Raw genomic sequence first — 19,585 nt, 5'->3', positions numbered from 1 at the left:
AGGGGCGCCCGGTAAGGTTGAAAGATGAGCTAGCATGGTGAAGCAATGGCAACGAAGACGCTAAGAGACGGAACGTATCAGGCAACCTGCAAGGAGCGAAATGCGCTAGCGGCGGCGATGAACGGCCACAGTGCTGTCTATCCGCAAGCGCGATGCACGATTGCGAAGGGCTGGGCGGTATTCGTCCGGGAGGGGAAAGAGGTCTGGGAATGCAACGCGGCCTACGCTGAAGCGAATTTCAAGCTTGAGCGAGTGGGCTGAGGGCGCGGCCTCCGGCTGTCCTAGCCTTGGTGACGTGGTGCGTGAAGAGAGGAATGCCGCGCGTGGAGTAGAACAGCGTCGCTGGATGGCGCCTTGAATAGGAGGTCGTTGGTGCGAGCGACGACGACGGGGCCGCTCGTCTCCTTGGAGAGCGACTCGACGCCGGCGAGGGTGTTCGGTCCCGTCGTGAACCACCCGTTTCTACTGGCTGATCTCGTCAGGGTACCGAGAGTCTGAGAGTCGAAGTTGGACTGATCAGGATGCCGCAAACTTTCCAGCACTTTTCGAAAATCGGAGCCCATGTGCGTTGCAGGGACGCCGAGCTTGTTCAGCGTCATCTCAAAGCATAAAGACGCCGGTTTCGACGTTTTCACGTCGTCGGAGGAGATCATTGCATCGAACGGGTGCGCGACCTCCACATGGTCCAAATAGGTGTCGAGCTCATCCTGCTCTGCGTAGTCGGTATCGCTTGAGCAAGGATGAGTGTGCTCGGCCCCCAACGAATCAGTCATTGTTCTTTATGCCTACGCTCGTCACGAGCTTTGCGGTCCGGGCGCGTCACGACCACGTGCCCACAATTCGCTCACGTCGGTACTCGTTAAATCCAGCGGAAGTGTCTCGGTGGAAACACTTTCGACTGGGGGCAGCGTGAGGTTTGTTTGACGTGCTCTCTGCAGAGTTTCAATGCCAGTTGGCCAAGCTAATTGCGCGTCATTCAGTTAAAGAATATTTTCGCTCGTGCTTGCCAGAGGCGCATAGATCCGACTAAGTGAGAAAGTGACCAGGACTGCGTCAACCGGTACGACACTAGCGTTGCGCAAACGAGATAAAAGACGCAATGGACTCGCATGTGATCGGTGCTGATTTGAACGTCAGGCTCGCGCATATACCGTTGTGCGGAATTCGGCGGGAGCGAGGTGTTAAGCAACAATGTGTCACCAAGTCTCTTTTTATGGAGGCTAGGGTCCCGTGCCCGATGCTTGCTTCCTTTGCTGGCAATCGACGGTTATGCGGTCAAGCCTCCATTCGATACGAACCTGCTGAGGGATGACTGAGAGAAGGTTTGCAATCTCGATCTCGAGCGTGATGCATTCGCACGGTCGCGCAGTTGAGGTAATGAGAAGGATGGGAAGTTTGTTTCTCGCGCCTAGGCTAGCTGCGAGAAGCAGCAAACGTTTTCTTACACGGGTCGATCGAAACATCAACAAAACGCTTTCTTCTGCTGCCTCGTTCCTTTCACTTTCGGGGTTCCAATGTGGGGCGGACAACATTGCAGTTACACGTTATTACGGAGAATTCGTTCCGTCGTACAAATACAAAAACGAAACGCTTAAGACAGAACGTCAGAAAACCGCACCATAGCGGTCATGGACATACGGGGAAGTCATGCAGCGAGAGAAGAACAATCCGCGCTTGAAGGCTTGCGTCATTGCGGTGTGCATCGGGGCGTCTGTTGTCGCTACGCATTCAAGTGCGCAGGATGCGGAAGCGCCTCCGGATGCACGCATCAATGCGACGCGCGAGGCACAACCGCTTATTTCGCTGCCCAGCACGCCGACGCCCAGTCCCGTCGGCAACACGACGGCGCAGCCCGCCCCGAGTGGTGCGCCTCTCACGCCGCGCGGCACGGTGAACGCAGCGTCGTCGCTCGACAAGAGCGCGACGCTTTCGGCGACGCCGCGCGCCCGCACCGCGGACATAGAAGGCAAGCAGCCGCTCGCCGACGAACTCGGCGGCGTCGTGACGACCGATACGGTGACGCTCGCTGGGCAGGACTTCTACACCTGGTTCGCGCAGGCGTGGGGCACGATTCCCCTGTCCGACCGTTACATCGTCTCGGTTCACGAGCGTCCTTCCGCGCGCTACGGCAGCCTCGTGTGGGTCGAATACAACCAGCGCCGCGTATTTCAGGCGTTCCTGCCGATTGCCCGCTCGAACGTGAAGCCGGTGGCGGAAGGCGCGGCGCAGATCGCTTTTCAGAATGTCATGCAGGCGGACCTGACCCGTCTGCTGTTCCGTGACGCCGACATGGCCACGGACGAACTATAAAAACGCATCACAAAAAATAAAGCATTAAGGCCAAAAACCTACGGGGAATCACGATGAAAACGAATGCGCTCCTGCAACGCGCGCTGCTCGCTTGCGCGCTGACGATGCCGCTCGCCGCGACCGCCACCTCGCTCGTCTATGAGCCGGTGAATCCGAATTTCGGCGGCAATCCGCTGAATGGCCCGAACCTGCTCAACGAGGCGAACGCGCAGAACAAGTACAAGGATCCGTCGACCGCCAGTCTCGGCACGGGCAGCCAGTCGACGCTCGATCAGTTCAACACGCAATTGCAGCAGGCGATCCTGTCGCGCGTCGCGTCGTCGATTTCGAGTTCGATCGTCGGCACGGACGGCACGCTTCATCCGGGCACGATCAACACGGGCAACTTCTCGATCGCAATCTCGCAAGTCACGGGCGGCAATCTGCAAGTGACGACGACCGACAAGACCACAGGCGCATCCACGACCTTCATCGTCGGCAACGGCCAGTAACGCGAGAGCACACACGCAATGAACAAGAACGCTTTCAGGACCGCTGCGATGGGCGCTGTCATCGTCGCGTCGGCGCTGCTCACGGGCTGCGTCACCACGCCGATGCCTTCCGCGGGCAACGCCACGCTCACACCGCCGACGCGTGTCACGCGCGACCTCACGCATCTGCCGTCGCCCAAGGGCAGAATCGTCGCGGCTGTGTATGGCTTTCGCGATCTGACCGGCCAGTACAAGCCGTCGCCGGACAGCTCGTTTTCGTCGCAGGTGACGCAGGGCGGCGCGTCGTTTCTCGTCAAGGCGATGCGCGATTCCGGCTGGTTCACGCCGGTCGAGCGCGAGAATCTTCAAGACCTGCTGACCGAGCGCAAGATCATGCGCGCGCTGGAAACGCCCGACGACAAGAAGAACGCGATTCCCCAGATCGGCGCGCTAGCGCCGGCGAGCATCGTGCTCGAAGGCGGCATCGTCGGGTATGACACGAACATCCGCACCGGCGGCGCGGGCGTCGCGTATCTGGGGATCTCGGCGTCGCAGCAATATCGCGTCGATCAGGTGACGGTGAACCTGCGCGCCGTCGATATCCGCAACGGCACGATCCTGAACAGCGTATCGACGACCAAGACGATCTATTCGATTCAGGTCGATACCGGCGTGTACCGCTTCATCGGCTTCAAGGATTTGTTGCAGGCCGAAATCGGCATGACGCGCAACGAGCCGCAGCAGCTTTGCGTGAACGAGGCCATCGAATCGGCGCTCGTGCATCTGATCGTGCAGGGCGTGGCGAACCAGACATGGGCGCTCAAGGACATGAAGGACTGGTACGACCCGACGATGCAGCGCTACTTGCAGGAAAACCAGGGCTACGCGCAGACGATGGAAGACGTGAATCCGCCGTATAGCCCAATGAAGATCGATCCGCCGAAGACCATCGGCAGCTGAATCGGCTGCCGAATGGGTAGTCAAGCGAAACTGAACAGGAGGAGACCAGCATGAAATCACTGCGCGCCTCGAAAGCCGCGCTGTGTGCAGCGCTCTGCGCGGCCGTGTCGCTAGCGGTGTATGCCGCCGATCTGTCGTCGGTGTCGGACTTCGGTCCGCCCGAACCGGGTTTCGGTGGTGCGGCCCAGGTGGCGCGTGTATCGCAGCAAGGCACGGCCAACCGGTTGAACGCCGTCCAAGCCGGACATAACGGCCTGATGGCGAATCAGATGGGCATCGCCAATGCGGCGGCGACGGCGCAGGCGGGCAACGACAACTGGACGGTGCTGCAGCAAAGCGGCGTCGCCAACCAGTACGCCGGTTATCAAGCGGGACAGTACAACCGTTCGATCGCGGTGCAGAACGGCAGCGGTAACGAAGCAACGGTCACGCAGATCGGAAACTCGATGTCGTCGCAGGTGACGCAGCTCGGCGCCAACAACGAGATTTCCATTCTGCAGAACCGTAATGGCTCGGGACTGTCGGTCACGCAGACCGGCGGTGCGAGGGCGGCAGTCCTCATTAAGTAGGCAGTGATCCTTCCCGGCGATATGCCGGGGCGAGGGGACCAGGAAGTTTGATTTCAGTGTGAATGTGGTGGGTAGGGTGGAATCGGTCGTCGGCGGGGGCTGGCGGCATTTAGGATTACGAATTGCTGTAATTAAAACTTCAATCAACGAGGCATAAAAATGAAAGTCAAGGCAATCACTATCGCTATGGGTCTGGCAGCACTGGCATCGACGTCGGCATTCGCTGATTCGAGCTTCGAAGGCGCAACGGTCAACCAGTTCGGCAATGGCAACACCGCAGGTGTGACGCAGACGAATTCGCACAACGACAAGGTGAACGTGCTGCAAACCGCGGACGGCGCGAACGCCAGCGTCAGCTCGGACGCGGGCGGCTACAACGTCACCGATATCAAGCAGACCGCGAACGGCAAGGGTGCGTCGAAGCTGAACGCGACCGTCACGCAAAAGCAGACGGTCGGCGAGAACACGACGGTCCGCCAAAACGGCAACAGCCTCACCGCGACGATCTCGCAAACGTCGTCGATGTACGACACGGATACGGTCAAGCAAGCCGGCAAGAACGCGACGGCTTCGATCACCCGCAACGGCTCGGCCTACAACACGGTCAACATCGATCAGGGCACGGGCATGACCTCGGGCCAGACCGACGGCGCCAAGGCGGCGGTCACGCAGACCAACACCGTTGCCAACACGGTCGACATCCTGCAAGGCAACAAGGCGGGCATCGCGACGATCGAGCAGCGTGACGGCGGCTACAACCATGCGCGCGTCGAGCAAACGGGCGGTGGCACGGACGCGACGATCGAGCAATTCTCGGAAGTGGGCGATCACGCGTCGATCAAGGAAAGCGACGCGGCACGTTCGCGCATCCACTCGGAATACGGTGGCAACAACACCAATACGATCGTACAGAGCGGCGCGAACGCACCGCACTACGCTCAGATCAACCAGAGCTTCGCCACCAACGATACGACGACGATCATCCAGACCGGCTCGCAATACAACGAAGGCTACGTCGACCAGATTCGTTCGTCGAACGACACGGCGCTCCTGATTCAGGACGGCGACACCAACAAGGCAGCGGCGCGCCAGAACTACGGAAGCGGCAACACCGTCATCGCGGCGCAAATCGGCGGCCACAACAAGATGGACCTGACGCAGCAGGCTGCGTTCGAGTCCACGCTGCTGGCCGGCCAGCTCGGCGGTTACAACGACATCAAGGCGTCGCAGTCGGGTACGAAGGAAGATCTCACCATCGCGCAGGTGGGCGACCTCAACAGCGCGAACGCTTCGCAAGCAGGTTCGTACAACACGGCATTGATCACGCAAGTCGGCTTCGCCAATACGGCCACGACGGCACAGAGCGGTGTAGGCAACGCGGCGGTCGTCAACCAGGCCGGTGCGTTCAACAAGGCGAACATCGTTCAAAAGTAAGAACGACGACGATTTGAAACACTTTCGGGCGGGGAGCGGCTTTCGAGACTGCTCGCCGCCCGTTTTTCGTTGACGGCCACCGTCGGATCATGATGGCAAAACGCGACGCGCAAATCGCCATCAGAAATCGACCTGCGCGCAAAGCAGCATTTGCGCGGTGCGGCATTCATCACATACGCGCCCTGCTGGATCCAACAAGGAAAACCATTCTCGGAAAGGGCGCCGTCTTGGACTATGCGCAGTCGAGCGGTGTCGCGATTGAATTCGGCCCGGATTGGGTGCTTGAGTCATCGCTTTAGAAGTCGAACAAAAAGAACGATTCGATGACAGGACCCAGGTGGGTATGCCTGCGAGAATAGGGACCTAAAAACCTGTGGCACCGTCCTGGCAAGGCCGCGGAACCGCTAACTATGCCCAACCAACTTGGAGCGCCCCCTGCGCTGGTTCTCGAGGTTGCTGATCGCTGTTTCGGCGACTGGTAAGTGGTCGGTGCATCGCGGGATAGATCGATCTGTCAATCAGACTGGAGCGCAGACGTTTAAGCGTCGGCTCGCATGCGACACCGGAGATTCGCACATTGATTGTCGCAGGCAGAAGATCTTCTGAATTAAGGTATTCATGTAGCACGAGTGTACTGACCCTGGGAGGTCAACTTCTCACCAGGTCGCCGGCGCGTCCCGATCAGTATTCGCCAAGTTACGAAAGGGCGCTGCGTTATTCAGATACTTCAAAGTTCCCATCGCCACGTGCTTGTCCACACTTTCCCGAGGCGGGCGCCAGAGCGCGTGACAAGGCGCGCTGACTCGCGGATGATGAAGCCGAATGGACAGCAGAGATTCAGCGATGACTGACGATCTGGCGACATGGTTGGCGCAGATTGGCCTCGGCGCTCATGCTGCGAAGTTCATCTCGCAAGGGATCGACTGGGATGTGCTTGGGGATCTTTCCGAGTGCGACCTGAGGGAACTCGGCCTTACGCTCGGCGATCGCAAGCGGCTCGCGAAAGGGCTTGCGAGTCTGACGGACATCCACGCGCATGCGCCCGGAAAGGTCAAGGAGTGCGCACGCTCATCCGGTTCTGCGGAACGTAAGGCCATCCAGGCTGAGAGACGGCAGGTCACAGTGATGTTCGTCGATCTCATCGACTCGACGGCGCTCGCCGAGCGCTTCGATCCCGAGGACCTGCGACGCCTTCTGGGCGCTTACCATCAAGCCTGTGCGCGCGCAATCGAAGCTCATGAAGGCCATATCGCGCTGTATATCGGCGATGGCCTGCTCGTCTATTTCGGTTACCCGAATGCGCACGAGGACGATTCCGTGCGCGCGGTGCTCGCCGCGCTCGCCGCCATAGCGGCGCTGCGCGAGGCGAACGATCGCATCGAGAGCGAGTGTGGCGTTCGCCTGCGGGTGCGGATCGGAATTGAAGCAGGGCTGGTCGTCGCTGGTGCGGTGGGCGCGGGATCGTCGTTGGATCAGCAGGCGATCGTCGGAGAAGCGCCTATCATCGCCGCAAGGCTGCAGGCCATCGCTCCGCCCGATGCGATCGTCGTGGGGCCGACCGCGCAACACCTGATAGAAGGATCGTTCAAGCTCGAAGACCTGGGCTGCCGGGAATTGAAAGGGATCACCGGGCCGGTCCGGGTCCAGCGCATTCTCGCGCAGGCCGACGCAATCGATCGCTTCGAAATCAGGGCGGTCCACGGCATCACCCCGCTAATCGGCCGGGCTGCAGAACTCGACATGATCCGGCAGCGCTGGAAGCAGGGCGTCGAAGGCGAAATGCGCTCCCTGCTGCTAACTGGCGAGCCGGGAATCGGAAAATCCCGCGTGCTTCGGGCGCTTTGCGACAGCATCAGTGACGAGTCGCATGCGATCGTCTCGCTTCACTGCTCTGCTTACTATCGCAACAGTCCTTTCTGGCCCGTGCTGCGCTGGCTGCAGCGCACGTTCGGCGTCGGCCCGGATGTGGCGCATCGGTCGAGCGCTATGGATAGTGAACGGCTCAAGGCAGGAATCGCAAGCCTCGGAGTCGATGCGGACGAGGCACTTCTCGTTCTTGCGAACTTGCTCGGCATACCCGCAGCCACGTGCGATCCGGCCGTTGACACCTCGTCGTCTTCCTTCAAGCGGCGGACGTTGGACGTGCTCGTTTCCATGCTCGAAGCCTCAACGCGCGTTCAGCCGGTGCTCTTCGTTGTCGAAGATGCGCACTGGATCGACCCCTCGTCATTCGAATTCGTTCGACTGGTGGTCGAACGGCTGATTTCCTCGAGACTTCTCGTCCTGCTCACGGCACGTCCGGAGTTCGAATCGGGACGGATGTTTCCGCATCTCGTACAGATCAATCTCGATCGGCTGTCGCGCCGCGACTGCGTGGCGATGATCGAACGGCTGACGGGCGGCAAGCGCTTTCCCGCGCTCGTGCTCGATCAGATCGTCTCCAAGACGGACGGCGTGCCGCTCTTCGTGGAAGAACTGACCAAGGCCGTTCTTCAGGGCGATCTGTTGCGGGATGCCGGAATGAGCTACGAGTTGAAAGGCGCGGCGCAAGCGATCGCGATTCCCGACACGCTGCAGGGCTCGCTGCTGTCGCGACTCGACCGGCTCGACCCAGCCGTCAAGGAAACCGCGCAGCTCGCGGCCACAGTAGGACGGGAGTTCGACGCAAAGCTGCTGGGCCTGATCGCGTCTACGTCGGAGAACGAACTGCAGGAAGAGCTCGATCGCCTGATTGCAGCCGAAATCATCGTTCCAGCCCCGGGCAAACGCGCTGACGACGATGCCTATATGTTTCGACACGCATTGATCCAGGAGATCGCATACCAGTCGCTCCTGCTCGCGCGCCGGCGACACTATCACGCGCGCATTGCCGCCGCTCTCGAGGAACATTATCCGGACGTCGCCGAGCGGCAACCCGAACTGATCGCGCAGAACTTCGCCGCGAGCGATCTGCCGGAGCGCGCGATCGGCTACTGGCAGCGTGCCGGCGAGCGTGCGCTCGCAGGCGCGGCCTACGACGAGGCCATCGCCCATGCGCAGCGCGGACTCGAACTCGTCGAGCGATGCTCTTGCGACGAGCCTGACCGGGCAACCCGCATCCTGCCATTACTGCTGACAAGAGGCAGGGCAGAACTCCGGTTGGCACAACGCGAGGCGATTGCGACCTTCCGCGAAGCGGCTCGAATTGCCCGCGAACAGAAGCTGACGTCATATCTCGTGCAGGCAGCATTGGAGTTCGACACCGCCGAGACGTTCCTCGAAGGCTCCGGAAATGCCTCGCTTGCGTTGCTGGAGGAGGCGCTCGCCGAGACTGGCGCCGAGGAATCGGTCGAGCGCTGCCGCCTGTTGAGTCGGCTCGTACGCACCGTTCATATGACAGGAGCAGGCGGACAAAGCGGCGAATTCGCACTGCAGGCGGTCGCGTTCGCCCGACGCCTGAACGATCTGCCGAGCCTTTTCGACGCATTGGCGTGCGAGTTGATGCATGTCGGCGCGCTACCGTTGTCTGCGGACAGCTTTGTGCAGCGCGCAAACGTGTTGCTGGAACTGAGGCACATTGCGGAGACGCTGGGCGATGTGCACACCATCGGCCATGCATGCGCTCGATGTCTTGCCGGGTATCTGGAGATCGGCGAGGTCGAACAGTTCGAAAGCGCGCTGGAGCGGTATCGGGAAATTGCCGCTAGTGGGCAGCACTTCGTCGACAAGTGGTGCGTGACCGGGGCGCAGGCGATGCGGGCTATTCTTGTCGGTGATTTCGCCGAGGCGGAACGAAAGACGCGCGTCTCGCTGCAGATGGCGCAGAGCGCCGACGCGAATCTGGCAACCGGCGTCTACGGCATGCAGATGTTCTCGATTCGCCGTGAACAGGGCCGGCTCGCGGAGGTAGCGCCGATCTTCAAGCGCTTTATCGACGATGCGGATTCCGAGGATGCGACTTGGCGGCCAGGTTTCATGTTGATATGCAGCGATCTCGGCTTCGAAGCGCAGGCACGCGACAATCTCGACCGGCTTTCGGAATCGGCATACGGTGTCCCTATGGACAGCAAGCGGCTGGTCACGCTCGCTTATTTGGCAGAAGTGGCCGCACGCCTGCGCGATGTCGGGCATGCCGAACGGATCTACGCTCTTCTCCTGCCATTCCGCGACCAGGCCGTCACGGTTCCAGTCTTTACGCTTTGCTGCGGCTCGGCGGCACGGTTTCTTGGCATGCTGGCCCACGCGCTCGGCGACTGGTCGAGCGCCGAGCAGCATTTCGACTATGCGCTGCACATGGACGAACGCTTGCATGCGTGGCCTTGGCTCGCGCATAGCAGGCACGAATACGCACTCATGCTGACGGCGCGCAATCGCATCGAAGACAAGGCACGAGCGCAAGAGCTGCTTGCGCTTGCGGCGGCCGAAGCCAGGAGACTAAGAATGTTCGCTCTCGTCGAGCGCATTGGCGGGGCGAAGACCGGCGCAGGGACCAGAAACTAGCGCGGGATAGCGCGCGGTTCGACGTGCGAGGCGCTGTCTTATATCGAGGAGGATGCCATGCCACGGTTCATGATTGAACGCAATTTTGCGGAGCAACTCGAGGTGACGAGCGACAGCGCAGCCACTGTGAAGCGAATCAACGACGAGGAAGGCGTCGAGTGGCTCTTTTCGTTTCTCAGCGCGGACAAGAAAAAGACTTATTGCCTGTATGAGGCACCCAATCCCGAGGCCATCCGCGCCGCGGCACGCCGGGCAAATCTGCCGGCTGATGTGATCATCGAGGTCAGCGACTTGCGGCCGGAAATGTTCAACTAGGCGTCTACTGAATTGCTGCAAGAAGTCGTCAGGCCGCTGGAGCGCTTGCGCCTCGAATAACGGACGTGCGGGCGGGTTCAATGCTGGAGGTCGCGGACAACTTCCGCGCCCGCGGGCCCACGTGGCGATGCGCAGTAGCGTTGGCCTGGGGACCCTGCGACCGGACACCCCTTATCCCGTGCCAAAGCGTAACCGATGAATCCTAGGATCAGCGACGCAAGTAAGAGCCGAGACAGGACTGCAACGGACAAAAGCAGCATTTCTGCGACTGATGAATGCATGATTGCTCGCCGAAGACGTTGGCGTGAGGCAAACAATGGTGCTGAAAAGCAGCATGTCAGCCGAACAGCATCACCCTTTGCTTGCCGTTGGCCCAGCTTCGCTAATAGGCGGCGCACGCTCAGTTGAGTGGAAACAGCAGGCGGACCGTGACGCTCGTGTAGCGATACGACGAGCCGCCGACCGCGAAGCCGGACGCGCGGTTGTTGGTCGTTTCGAAGGCGACTTGCCACTGGACGGTCCGGCTGCGGTGATTCTGTACGCCGCCACGTACACTCCAGATGTTGCTTGCAGTGTCTGGTAAATTCTGGCACCCGGCGTCAGCGTTCACGAAAAAGATGGCCTTTTCGCCGATCGCAGTCCGCCACGAGACACCACCCGAAGCCTCATTCAGCCAGCGCGGAGAGAAATAGCTGCCCTGATCGGGGTTGCTGTCGTAATAAATCCGAGTTTGATGTATGCGTTAAGCCCGCTGTTTGCCACCACTTCGTAGTTCCATCGTGTGCGTAAGAGGGGACGTGTGTTGTCGTCCGAGAACCACAGCGCGCCAACCGCGATTCCGACGCTGAACCGTGACGTGAACTGGTGATCGAACACGAGCAGCAGGCTGTTGTAGGTCAGGCCTTTCTCGATTCCGGGTGCCGAATCGACAACGTCGCGCCACGCGCTCACGCCTAGCCCCGTGTCGGTAGTGATGTGCCGCAGGTAGTCCAATTGCCCGGCCCCTCGTCAGATTGAGCGCGTGCGGGCGCGAGCGCGCTAAGCGCGAGTGCGCCGGCGATAGCGAGCACGAGGTCGTCCGCGCAGCGAGGTACATGCATCAAAAGTTCCTTTTTACGTGTTCGGGTTATTTCGTGCCCCAGCGCTTGGTACGCGTCACGAACTCTTGCACATACCCAACCACGCAGGCTGGCTGTAGCACCAACCCATAGAACAGGCTATAGCCGATGAAGCCGAGCCAGTTTCGGCGTACCTTCAGATTCTGTGCGGTGAACATGCGGGACTGGATGCGGTACATGACTCCGTTGATGACCAACGCCATCGGCAGAACGAACAGTGTCATCGGCCCGGCGATCCAATAGATACCGAACAGCGCCAAAACAAGGCCTGGGACGAAAGCGAGTGTGTAGACGACATCCATGAACGGGAACAGCAGATTCCACCAGATGAAGACCGTCGTCATGCGCAGTTGGAACAGCATCTGCCAATGTTCCTTGAACGCTTCGATCAGTCCACGTGACCACCGCTGACGCTGAGGGATGAACTGCCGCATCGTGGTTGGCGCGTTGGTGAACAGGCAGGCGTTTTCGGCAAAACCAACGCGATATCCCGCTTTCAGGATCGCCCACGTGAGAACGATGTCTTCGCCGACCGAGTGAGGCCAACCACCGACGTGACGCACCACTTCGGTGTCGTAGACGGAGAAGGCGTCCTGCGCGACCAGCGTTCCCTGTTAGAGACTCTGCACCCGCTTGATGGCAGCGATGCCATGGAAGTAGTCCCACTCCTGAATCTGCGTGACCAGATTGGTCCGCGAGTTACGCAGCAGCACCGCGCCCGCAACCGCTTTCGTATTCGGCGGATCGCTCAGGTAGCGGCGCGTGAGATTTTCCAGTGCGTGGCAATACAGGTAGGAGTCGCCGTCCACGGTTATGGTCAGCTTGTGACGCACCCGCTTCAGGCCCTCGTTGAGCGCGCCCGCCTTGCCCATGTTGCGGGGAAGGTGGATGACCTCGAGCCACAGATAGTGCAAGCGATCTAGCTTTTAGCATCAAGAGTCGTCAGCTAGGGCCGGTGGCCCTTGATTAGTCGAAACCTAATCAGACAAAGACAAGACTGGATCCGCCAGGGCTCGCGGCGAAGGAACGTTGACTCGCGATCAGGTCAAGGTCGTGTTCGCGTCCGAGGCACTACGCGCGTCTGTGTAGCGCAGGTGCAACGGCCGGTATATCTTGAAGGTGACAGTTTCGGAAGGTCGGTCCCGCGAGCCGTGCTTCTCGATGACGCCGGCGTGTTCGTGCTTAAGAACGCTTTCGCAGATACCGCGCCAGTCGACGAGGCGACTCGCATCTTTGAAGAGATAATCCGGCAGGAACGCGAATCCGGGACGCAGGCCGCGGACCATTTCGCGAACGCGGGTGCGAACGACCGCATCTGGAACGCTCAAGAAAAACTCTGTCTGCAGGCGCCGTCCGTATTTGCGCGCTATTTTTCAAACGCATTCATCACATACGTTGCGCAGGCATGGCTCGGCCCTGGCTTTCAGATGACTACCCAAGTCAATGTGGTTCGTCCCGGCGGAGCCGCACAACAAGCGCACCGTGATTTCCATCTTGGTTCCAGGCAGTAGAAGAGGTGCAGCGCTTCCCGGCGCACGTTCATACAATGTCGCCGTTTTTGACGCTTCAAGGTGCCGTCGCGCACAGCGACATGCCAATCGAAAGTGGTCCCACGAAGCTACTTCCGTTCTCGCAGCGCTATGCGAAGGGTTACCTTGCGTGGCAACGTCCCGACTTTCGCAACTACTTCGAAGCGCATTGCGCGCAGTTGCCACTGTCGAAAGGCGATGCCTTGTTTTTCAATCCAGCGCTATTTCATGCGGCCGGGGCGAACCGCACGCCGGGACGTGCAGCGCATGGTGAATCTGTTGCAAGTGTCTTCAGCCCACGGGCGCGCAATGGAAGCGGTCAATCGGATGCGCATGTGCGAGACCGTCTATCCCTTGCTGCTCGAATACAAGGCCAGCGGCCGACTAAGCGCGACCGAAATCGAACTCTGTCATCGCATCGACAGCGGAAGGATACGCGTTTCCGACCAATCTCGATCGCGATCCACCCGTAGGCGGCCTGGCGCCTGCAAGTCAGCAAACTCTTCTGCTTTGCGCACTTGAACAAGCGTGGCCCCAAGCGACCTTGCGCGAGGCGCTTCAACTTCAGGCGTGGAAACGGACGAGCTGAACTGCCGTCGAGGTTTGAAGCTTAGGCGCCGTCCAAAGGCGCGTGGAGGCGGCCAAGCATCTCCTGCTGAAAGGTCAACCGTTGCGGCACGTGGCGGCGCCGGCCGCGCCCGAGGTCCGTTGCCGTCTCCATGCGAGGATTAATCATAGATTCTTCGGCCAGCAATGACTGATTTGCTCGGACGGCGCTTGCGCCTAGGAATCGTCGGGGGCGGCCCGGGGTCGCTCATCGGCGAAACACATCGAATCGCCGCGCGCCTGGACGGAAACAGCGCGGCATCACGCAGGTGGTGGTGGGCTTGCTGGCGAATACCTGCATCGAGGTCACGGCGCGATATGCAACGGAACTTAGGTACCACGTAACGCTCGTCAAGGACGCCACGGCGGCGTTCAGCAGCGAGATGATGCACGCGGCCCATGAACTGAACGGGCCGACGTACGCGCACAGCATCGTTGATACACGTGAACTCGTTGAGGCGCTGTCAAAGACCTGAGCAGTCGCGCCGGGTGAACGTCAGCCATGCTCTTTGCGGCATAACCTACGCCGATGTTCATCCGCAGACTGTTATCGAAAGAATAAATAATGTAGTGACGAAATTGTTATCCACCGAGATAACCCGGGGCGGCACTCGCCGGCAGGTCTTCCTGATGGCTGCCAATTGCGCGCTTGCCGTCTCGGCGATTTACTACCGCCAGCGGTTGTTGCTGCAGACCGCGTCGACGTTCGGCGTAACAGCGACGCATGAGAACCTTATTGCCACGCTGATTCAGCTCGGGTATGCAGCGGACCTGCTGCTCGTCGTGCTGCTCGTCGTGCTGCTCGTCGTGCTGCTCGTCGTGCTGCTCGTCGTGCCGCTCGCTGACGCCGGGCAGCCGCGCAAACTGGCTTGTATCGCGATTTTCGCAAATGCGGTTGCGCTAATCGCATGCGCAGCAGCACCGACTCTTCCTGTCGCCCGTCTACTTTCTCACTTCCAAGGCCCGTGCAAGACGAATCGCGGAATGCCAAGTAGGACGTCGGTGCGTTGACATTCCAAATGACGTTGCGACCGAATCTGAGCATTCGATCGAAGGACAAACCTGTCGCCCGTGACGGATGATGAGCCTACGCCCCAAGGTACGAAAGTCACACGAGAGAAAGCGCGCCGCAACTAAAAAGCGTACATGCGGAGTAGTCGTCAGCGAAGCGGCCATCGTAGCTGCCCCCGTGAATAGGTGGAGGGGGTCGGCAACTGCCCGATCTGCTATTTCTGACGTTGGAAACGGATGGCTCGCGCGGCAGAAACGTCAGAATTAAGTGAGCCAGACCGCCGATAGTTCAAAGTCCAGCGAATCGCAGATCAGCGTTGAATGAGCAACCGTCCGCAATTCCTCTGTACGACAGGCCCATTCGGCTCAGGGTTATGTGAATCTTAACCGTCGAGGATTGCTCAACTTTGAACCTTGTTCGTCAACTCTCAACTCACCGCGTGGTAGTCCCGTTGCTCGGTCGGGCGAAACATTGAAAGGCGAAGAGAAAGGACAAAGAGCGTCAGAGGTCGGATGAGCGCTCAGTCGCGGCGACGCTGGTTGCGGTCGGCGGGCGGCTCAGGACCCCAATGCCATTGACCGTCGCGCCAAATTCGCGATTGGCGCCCTTCAGTTTCTCGGCGGCCTCCGGCGTTCTCCGATAGGCCGCTCGAATCGAGAAAGGCTCAAAATCTTATACGAGACGCGGGGTTTAGCTCTACTTCGGGCCGCGCTACGGGGCTGCGGCATAGTGGGCTAGCCACAAAAGAGCATCGCGGGAGAAAGACGGTGGTACGGTATCGGGGCCGATTATCATCAGATTACGAGCTTGATTTCGTCATAGCCGAATCGGTCACAACCCTCTAAGATGCGCGATGCTCGTGATAGCGGCCGGTCGCGGTGTCGAACTCCGGCTCCGTCACCGTGCCGATCGCGTCACCCAGCAGATCCGACTTCCGGTCCCACATCACGATTCGCGAAATGAGCTACCAGAGCGTCGACGAAGACCCTTACTTTCGCCGAAAGGCTGCGGTGGCTCGGATAAAGTGCATGCGCATCCACCGATGGCGTTGTCCAGCGCGGCAGCAGTCGAGCCAGCCTCCCGTCGGTCACGGCCTCGGATGCGTGGAAATCCGGTAGGAGTCCGATGCCGATGCCAGCGATCAGCATCGTCTTCATGACTTCGGGCTCCGGGATGACGATGCCAGGTGGCACCTCGACCTCCCGAACGGTCCCATTGGTGCCGCAGAATGCGAAGGCCTGCCTTCGATCGGCATGCGAAATCCATCGGTGATTCGCGAGGTCCTCCGGCCGCGCGATCTCGGCATGGTGTGCGAGATAGGCGGGGCTGGCACAAGGCCACAACGAGAACGTCGCGAGCCGGCGCGCTATCAGCTCGGAGTCTTGCAGCGGTCCGATGCGAATCACGACGTCCATCTGCTCGAGTTGGACGTCGATCGGCTTGTTGTTGACGGAGAGGACGACGCGGATGTCCGGATAACTGCGGACGAAGGTCGGCAGCATCGAGGCAAGCGGACCCGTAGCGAATGTGAAGGGCGCATCGACGTGCAAATCGCCGACCGGCACGCCCACCAAACCAGCCATGGCATTCTCGGCTTCGCCCACCTCGTCGAGGATACGGCGAACGTGGCGCCTTAGGAGCAGGCCGGCGTCGGTGAGGCGAAGATGACGTGTGGAGCGTTCCACGAGCGCCATGCCCATGTTCTCCTCCAGGCGCACCAGCAACCGGCTCACCGACGACTTGGGCATCTTGAGGTGTCTCGCGGCGCCAGAGATGCTGCCCAGCTCAGCGATGTAAGAGAACACCGTTAGTTCGGTGATATCAAGCATGTCCCGTTCGTTCCAAAACTGGAACATCGAGTCTGTCACTCCGTGACTAATCGGACGGGGTGGAACGGGCTAGAGTGGGTCTCATCTCATCTTCTGAGGTCCCCCCATGAAGCAGACCATCCTCGTCGCCGGTGCCACCGGCATGCTCGGCAGCCGGATCGCGCATCACTTACTAGAACGTGAAGACGCCATCGTTCGCCTGCTTTTCCGCCCAGGCCTAGAGCGGAAAAAGCGACTCGCAGCCGATCAGTTCGCGGCCCGGGGTGCAGAAGTCGTCGAAGCCGACTTGGCGGACCACGCATCACTGGACAGGGCGTCCCGGGGCGTGGACGTGATCATCTCGGCCGTGCAGGGTGGTACCGACGTGATCGTGGACGGCCAAGTCGCGCTTGCGCAAGCAGGCAAGCGCAACGGTGTGCGGCGCATTCTTCCTTCGGACTTCGGCCTCGATCTGTTCAAGGCCACGCCGGACGAGCACTTCGCGTTCAACGCCCGCGCCAAGGCCGACAAGGCCATCGAGGCGCTCGGGATCGAACACATCCACATGTTGCAGGGTGCGTTCATGAGCATGCTACAGCCGGGTTCTCCGTTGATTGATTACGACAAGGGAACAGTGATTTTCTGGGGCGACGGCAAGCAGCCGATCGAATTGACGACCGTGGAAGACACCGCCCGTATGACGGCGCGCGTCGCCCTCGATCGCGACGTGCCGAGCGGCAAATTTGCCTTTGCCGGCGATCGCCTTTCGTTCCAGCAGGTCGCCGATATCGCGGAAACGCAGACGGGCAAGCCGTTCAAGCGTCATTCCCGAGGCAACGAACAGCAGCTTCGCAGCACGATGAAAGAGATAGCGGTGAGTGATCCTGGGCAGGCGGTCATGTTGGCGTACCAACTCTACATGCTCAACGGGCAGACCTCGCTGGATGATCTCCAATCGGATCGCTATCCCGACTTGCGTTTGCAGAACTACACATCGTTCCTCATGGAGCAGCTTAGCGACTGAACTCAGCCGCAGAAGAATCCGATGCCTGTCCGCATGATGAAGGCAATCGATTTCGCGAGTTCGGCGGGCCGGAGGTACTTCGGTACGAGGACGCACCGAAGCCCGAGTTGAAGCTAGGCGAGGTGCTGGTGCGCGTTCATGCCGTAGGCGTGAATCCACCCGATTGGTACCTGCGTGAAGGTAATAGGATGCTTCCACCCGAATGGCGGCCACCAATCGAGTTGCGGGCCATTCCGTGATCGGACATGTCGGGCGTCGTCGGAGCCGTCGCTGCTGATGCATCGGGATTCTTCGTGGGTAACGAAGTATTCGGGATGATTCGCTTCCCGAGCTTCACGCGCGCCGACGTCGGTCCACCCCTGCTCGACGGAACCGAGCCTTACCTCACGGTTCGTCTAGGGCGGACGGGTTTTGAGAGCCGGGTCGAATCCAGTCGCCCTGCCGGTCCTCCGGCAGGGGATAGCTCTGGGAGGTCGGCCGAAGCGGCTGGGAGGTCCACGCACGGATCGTTTCGCTGGAGACATCGCGTTATCGCCGACGATGCCGTCTGCGTCGGCGGATTATGCACGGCATGCACCCACACTAGCCGACATGAGTCCGGTTTTCCGGCGCAGGCCGAGTGGAACTGAGCGCGACTCGACTGGAGACGGACCGAGGCTTGGTTTGCACGCATTCGGAGGATGCCGACGCGTGGGGCAATCGCGCGCGCTGCTGACGAAACTCCCCCGGTGTCACCACCACCATGGACGCGAAGTACCGCCGTCTCTTGAATCGGTGCGGTCACCGCGCCCCCCTCCATCCCGGCGGTGGCGCTCCTCGTCTCGTTCTTCACAGTGGTGCCCGGTTTTCGGCAGGCCGCTTACCTTTCGAATGTACCCGGTGCTCCCCGCAGCTTCCGAAAAAAACAAATCGCCCTCGGGCCCAAACGCGAGTCCCCTTGGACCGCCCATGATGCCAGCTTGAGTCGAAGGGCCGCCGTCGCCGCTATGACCATCCAGGCCACTGCCGGCAATGGTCGTGATGATGCCGGTATGCCTATTGACCTGGCGCACGCGAAAGTTGAAGGTATCGCTGATCGTCAGGTTGCCCGCGCAATCGAATGTGATGTGCGTCGGAAAGTTCAAGAACGCGTCGGTCGCCAAAATGCCATCTCCGTTGTAGCACGCCGAGCCGCCCACCTGCTGGCACGTGACTCCTGTGCCGGCTACTTTGGTGACCGTACCGGTCGATGCCTCAAACCGGATGACGTTCGGCGGAGCAGGATCCACCACGTAAAGGACGCCGTGCGGATCGAATGCCACGGTGACGATGTACGTGGCGCCCAACTCGACAACGGTCGAAATAATGCCTGTTCGATGGTCCACGCGCCGAATCCTGCCCGCCGCTGAATCGGCAAGGTAGAGATCGCCATCCCGGTTCACCGCGACATCGTTGGCAAATACGGCTGCTTGCGTGGCGGGACCGCCATCACCGCGGTTGGGCACATTGGGCGTACCCGGGCCAGCCACCGTGGTTATGATGCCCGTGTCACGATCGACCCTCCGAACGACTCTCGCACTACCCGAATCGCCAATGAAGACGTTACCGGTGCGGTCAAGCGCCACCCCTGTCGGATAGTCGAGCAGGGCCTGCGTGGCAGGGCCGCCGTCGCCGCTATAGCCTGCCTGCCCGGTGCCGGCAGTGATCGTCACCGTGCCGTTTGCGTGGTCAATGCGCCGAACAACGTGATGTGTCGGTTCGGCTGTATAGATGTTTCCCCATCGGTCCGCCGCGATGGCTTCGGCCTGAATTCCCTGAGCGCCGTCGCCGCCTGCAAAGGTAGTGATGGTCTGCGCTTGGGTGAGGTGCGCGATCGCGACTAGCAGCAATCCGTAAAAGGCTCGCAACGTGACAGCGAGGCTTTGGCCCATCCGTGTTCCGTGCCACATACGTCCTCCCTTCGGCGTCATCG

17 protein-coding genes and 1 pseudogene are annotated in these 19,585 nt (G+C 60.4%); 12 read left to right on the top strand and 6 right to left on the bottom strand.

The annotated features are described in order from the left end of the window. Positions 1-45 precede the first annotated feature (45 nt). Positions 46-261, top strand: a complete 216-nt coding sequence (locus tag IAG25_RS28180; RefSeq protein WP_187607742.1) for a hypothetical protein — start codon at positions 46-48, stop codon at positions 259-261. 20 nt (positions 262-281) lie between these two features. On the opposite strand, the gene IAG25_RS28175 is transcribed toward IAG25_RS28180, so the two are convergent. Continuing rightward, positions 282-773: a hypothetical protein gene (locus tag IAG25_RS28175; RefSeq protein WP_187607741.1), complete on the bottom strand. Its 492-nt coding sequence runs from the start codon at positions 771-773 to the stop codon at positions 282-284. 874 nt (positions 774-1,647) lie between these two features. On the opposite strand from IAG25_RS28175, the gene IAG25_RS28170 reads away from it, so the two are divergent. The 7 genes from IAG25_RS28170 (at position 1,648) to IAG25_RS28140 (ending at position 10,537) form a co-directional block, all read left to right on the top strand. After that, positions 1,648-2,310, top strand: a complete 663-nt coding sequence (locus IAG25_RS28170) for a CsgE family curli-type amyloid fiber assembly protein (protein WP_187607740.1) — start codon at positions 1,648-1,650, stop codon at positions 2,308-2,310. A 53-nt stretch (positions 2,311-2,363) separates the two neighbouring features. Then, positions 2,364-2,801 (top strand): curli assembly protein CsgF, encoded by a 438-nt coding sequence (locus IAG25_RS28165; protein ID WP_187607739.1) that lies wholly within the window; start codon positions 2,364-2,366, stop codon positions 2,799-2,801. 18 nt (positions 2,802-2,819) lie between these two features. Then, complete coding sequence (locus IAG25_RS28160; RefSeq protein WP_187607738.1) at positions 2,820-3,740, top strand: CsgG/HfaB family protein; 921 nt, start codon at positions 2,820-2,822, stop codon at positions 3,738-3,740. Positions 3,741-3,790: 50 nt separating this feature from the next. Beyond that, complete coding sequence (locus tag IAG25_RS28155) at positions 3,791-4,309, top strand: hypothetical protein (RefSeq protein ID WP_187607737.1); 519 nt, start codon at positions 3,791-3,793, stop codon at positions 4,307-4,309. A gap of 159 nt (positions 4,310-4,468) precedes the next feature. Next, complete coding sequence (locus IAG25_RS28150; RefSeq protein WP_187607736.1) at positions 4,469-5,743, top strand: hypothetical protein; 1,275 nt, start codon at positions 4,469-4,471, stop codon at positions 5,741-5,743. Positions 5,744-6,586: 843 nt separating this feature from the next. Further along, positions 6,587-10,222 (top strand): AAA family ATPase, encoded by a 3,636-nt coding sequence (locus IAG25_RS28145; RefSeq protein WP_187607735.1) that lies wholly within the window; start codon positions 6,587-6,589, stop codon positions 10,220-10,222. A 57-nt stretch (positions 10,223-10,279) separates the two neighbouring features. Further along, a complete protein-coding gene (locus IAG25_RS28140; RefSeq protein ID WP_187607734.1) occupies positions 10,280-10,537 on the top strand; it encodes a DUF4242 domain-containing protein in 258 nt (85 codons plus the stop codon). 669 nt (positions 10,538-11,206) lie between these two features. On the opposite strand, the gene IAG25_RS28135 is transcribed toward IAG25_RS28140, so the two are convergent. The 3 genes from IAG25_RS28135 to IAG25_RS41220 form a co-directional block, all read right to left on the bottom strand. Next, positions 11,207-11,530, bottom strand: a complete 324-nt coding sequence (locus tag IAG25_RS28135) for a hypothetical protein (protein ID WP_187607733.1) — start codon at positions 11,528-11,530, stop codon at positions 11,207-11,209. Positions 11,531-11,663: 133 nt separating this feature from the next. Beyond that, positions 11,664-12,260 carry a glycosyltransferase gene (locus IAG25_RS41225; RefSeq protein WP_255504009.1) on the bottom strand — a complete coding sequence of 199 codons (597 nt, stop codon included), beginning with the start codon at positions 12,258-12,260 and terminating at the stop codon, positions 11,664-11,666. 9 nt (positions 12,261-12,269) lie between these two features. Further along, positions 12,270-12,569, bottom strand: coding sequence for a glycosyltransferase (locus IAG25_RS41220; protein ID WP_222946676.1), 300 nt, complete (start codon positions 12,567-12,569; stop codon positions 12,270-12,272). A 234-nt stretch (positions 12,570-12,803) separates the two neighbouring features. Here IAG25_RS41220 and IAG25_RS28125 point away from each other — a divergent pair. The 3 genes and pseudogenes from IAG25_RS28125 to IAG25_RS28115 all read left to right on the top strand — a co-directional run. Then, positions 12,804-13,773, top strand: a pseudogene (locus IAG25_RS28125) (phytanoyl-CoA dioxygenase family protein); the annotation flags it as partial. Positions 13,774-14,071: 298 nt separating this feature from the next. Then, positions 14,072-14,266 (top strand): isochorismatase family protein, encoded by a 195-nt coding sequence (locus IAG25_RS28120; protein ID WP_222946675.1) that lies wholly within the window; start codon positions 14,072-14,074, stop codon positions 14,264-14,266. 13 nt (positions 14,267-14,279) lie between these two features. Then, positions 14,280-14,801 (top strand): hypothetical protein, encoded by a 522-nt coding sequence (locus IAG25_RS28115; protein ID WP_187607732.1) that lies wholly within the window; start codon positions 14,280-14,282, stop codon positions 14,799-14,801. A gap of 915 nt (positions 14,802-15,716) precedes the next feature. On the opposite strand, the gene IAG25_RS28110 is transcribed toward IAG25_RS28115, so the two are convergent. Next, the gene (locus IAG25_RS28110; RefSeq protein WP_187607731.1) at positions 15,717-16,631 is read right to left on the bottom strand and encodes a LysR family transcriptional regulator; all 915 of its coding nucleotides are present in this window, start codon (positions 16,629-16,631) and stop codon (positions 15,717-15,719) included. A gap of 106 nt (positions 16,632-16,737) precedes the next feature. Between IAG25_RS28110 and IAG25_RS28105 the strand changes: the two genes are divergently transcribed. Further along, the gene (locus IAG25_RS28105) at positions 16,738-17,634 is read left to right on the top strand and encodes an NmrA family NAD(P)-binding protein (protein WP_187607730.1); all 897 of its coding nucleotides are present in this window, start codon (positions 16,738-16,740) and stop codon (positions 17,632-17,634) included. Positions 17,635-18,365: 731 nt separating this feature from the next. Here the strand turns inward: IAG25_RS28105 and IAG25_RS28100 are convergent. Beyond that, entirely contained in the window at positions 18,366-19,544 is a 1,179-nt protein-coding gene (locus tag IAG25_RS28100; RefSeq protein WP_255503981.1) for an NHL domain-containing protein, read from the bottom strand. Positions 19,545-19,585 lie beyond the last annotated feature (41 nt).

It is taken from the genome of Caballeronia sp. EK, from assembly GCF_014384845.1.
In the GTDB taxonomy this organism is placed as follows: Bacteria; Pseudomonadota; Gammaproteobacteria; order Burkholderiales; family Burkholderiaceae; genus Caballeronia; species Caballeronia jiangsuensis.
Note: the sequence above shows the minus strand (reverse complement) of the source record. Positions and strands in the feature narration are given on the sequence as shown.

What these genes read in the sequence shown, in the direction of transcription:
- IAG25_RS28180 (WP_187607742.1), top strand. Translation starts at nt 46, where the DNA reads ATGGCAACGAAGACGCTAAGAGACGGAACGTATCAGGCAACCTGCAAG.
- IAG25_RS28175 (WP_187607741.1), bottom strand. Translation starts at nt 773, where the DNA reads ATGACTGATTCGTTGGGGGCCGAGCACACTCATCCTTGCTCAAGCGAT.
- IAG25_RS28170 (WP_187607740.1), top strand. Translation starts at nt 1,648, where the DNA reads ATGCAGCGAGAGAAGAACAATCCGCGCTTGAAGGCTTGCGTCATTGCG.
- IAG25_RS28165 (WP_187607739.1), top strand. Translation starts at nt 2,364, where the DNA reads ATGAAAACGAATGCGCTCCTGCAACGCGCGCTGCTCGCTTGCGCGCTG.
- IAG25_RS28160 (WP_187607738.1), top strand. Translation starts at nt 2,820, where the DNA reads ATGAACAAGAACGCTTTCAGGACCGCTGCGATGGGCGCTGTCATCGTC.
- IAG25_RS28155 (WP_187607737.1), top strand. Translation starts at nt 3,791, where the DNA reads ATGAAATCACTGCGCGCCTCGAAAGCCGCGCTGTGTGCAGCGCTCTGC.
- IAG25_RS28150 (WP_187607736.1), top strand. Translation starts at nt 4,469, where the DNA reads ATGAAAGTCAAGGCAATCACTATCGCTATGGGTCTGGCAGCACTGGCA.
- IAG25_RS28145 (WP_187607735.1), top strand. Translation starts at nt 6,587, where the DNA reads ATGACTGACGATCTGGCGACATGGTTGGCGCAGATTGGCCTCGGCGCT.
- IAG25_RS28140 (WP_187607734.1), top strand. Translation starts at nt 10,280, where the DNA reads ATGCCACGGTTCATGATTGAACGCAATTTTGCGGAGCAACTCGAGGTG.
- IAG25_RS28110 (WP_187607731.1), bottom strand. Translation starts at nt 16,631, where the DNA reads ATGCTTGATATCACCGAACTAACGGTGTTCTCTTACATCGCTGAGCTG.
- IAG25_RS28105 (WP_187607730.1), top strand. Translation starts at nt 16,738, where the DNA reads ATGAAGCAGACCATCCTCGTCGCCGGTGCCACCGGCATGCTCGGCAGC.
- IAG25_RS28100 (WP_255503981.1), bottom strand. Translation starts at nt 19,544, where the DNA reads ATGGGCCAAAGCCTCGCTGTCACGTTGCGAGCCTTTTACGGATTGCTG.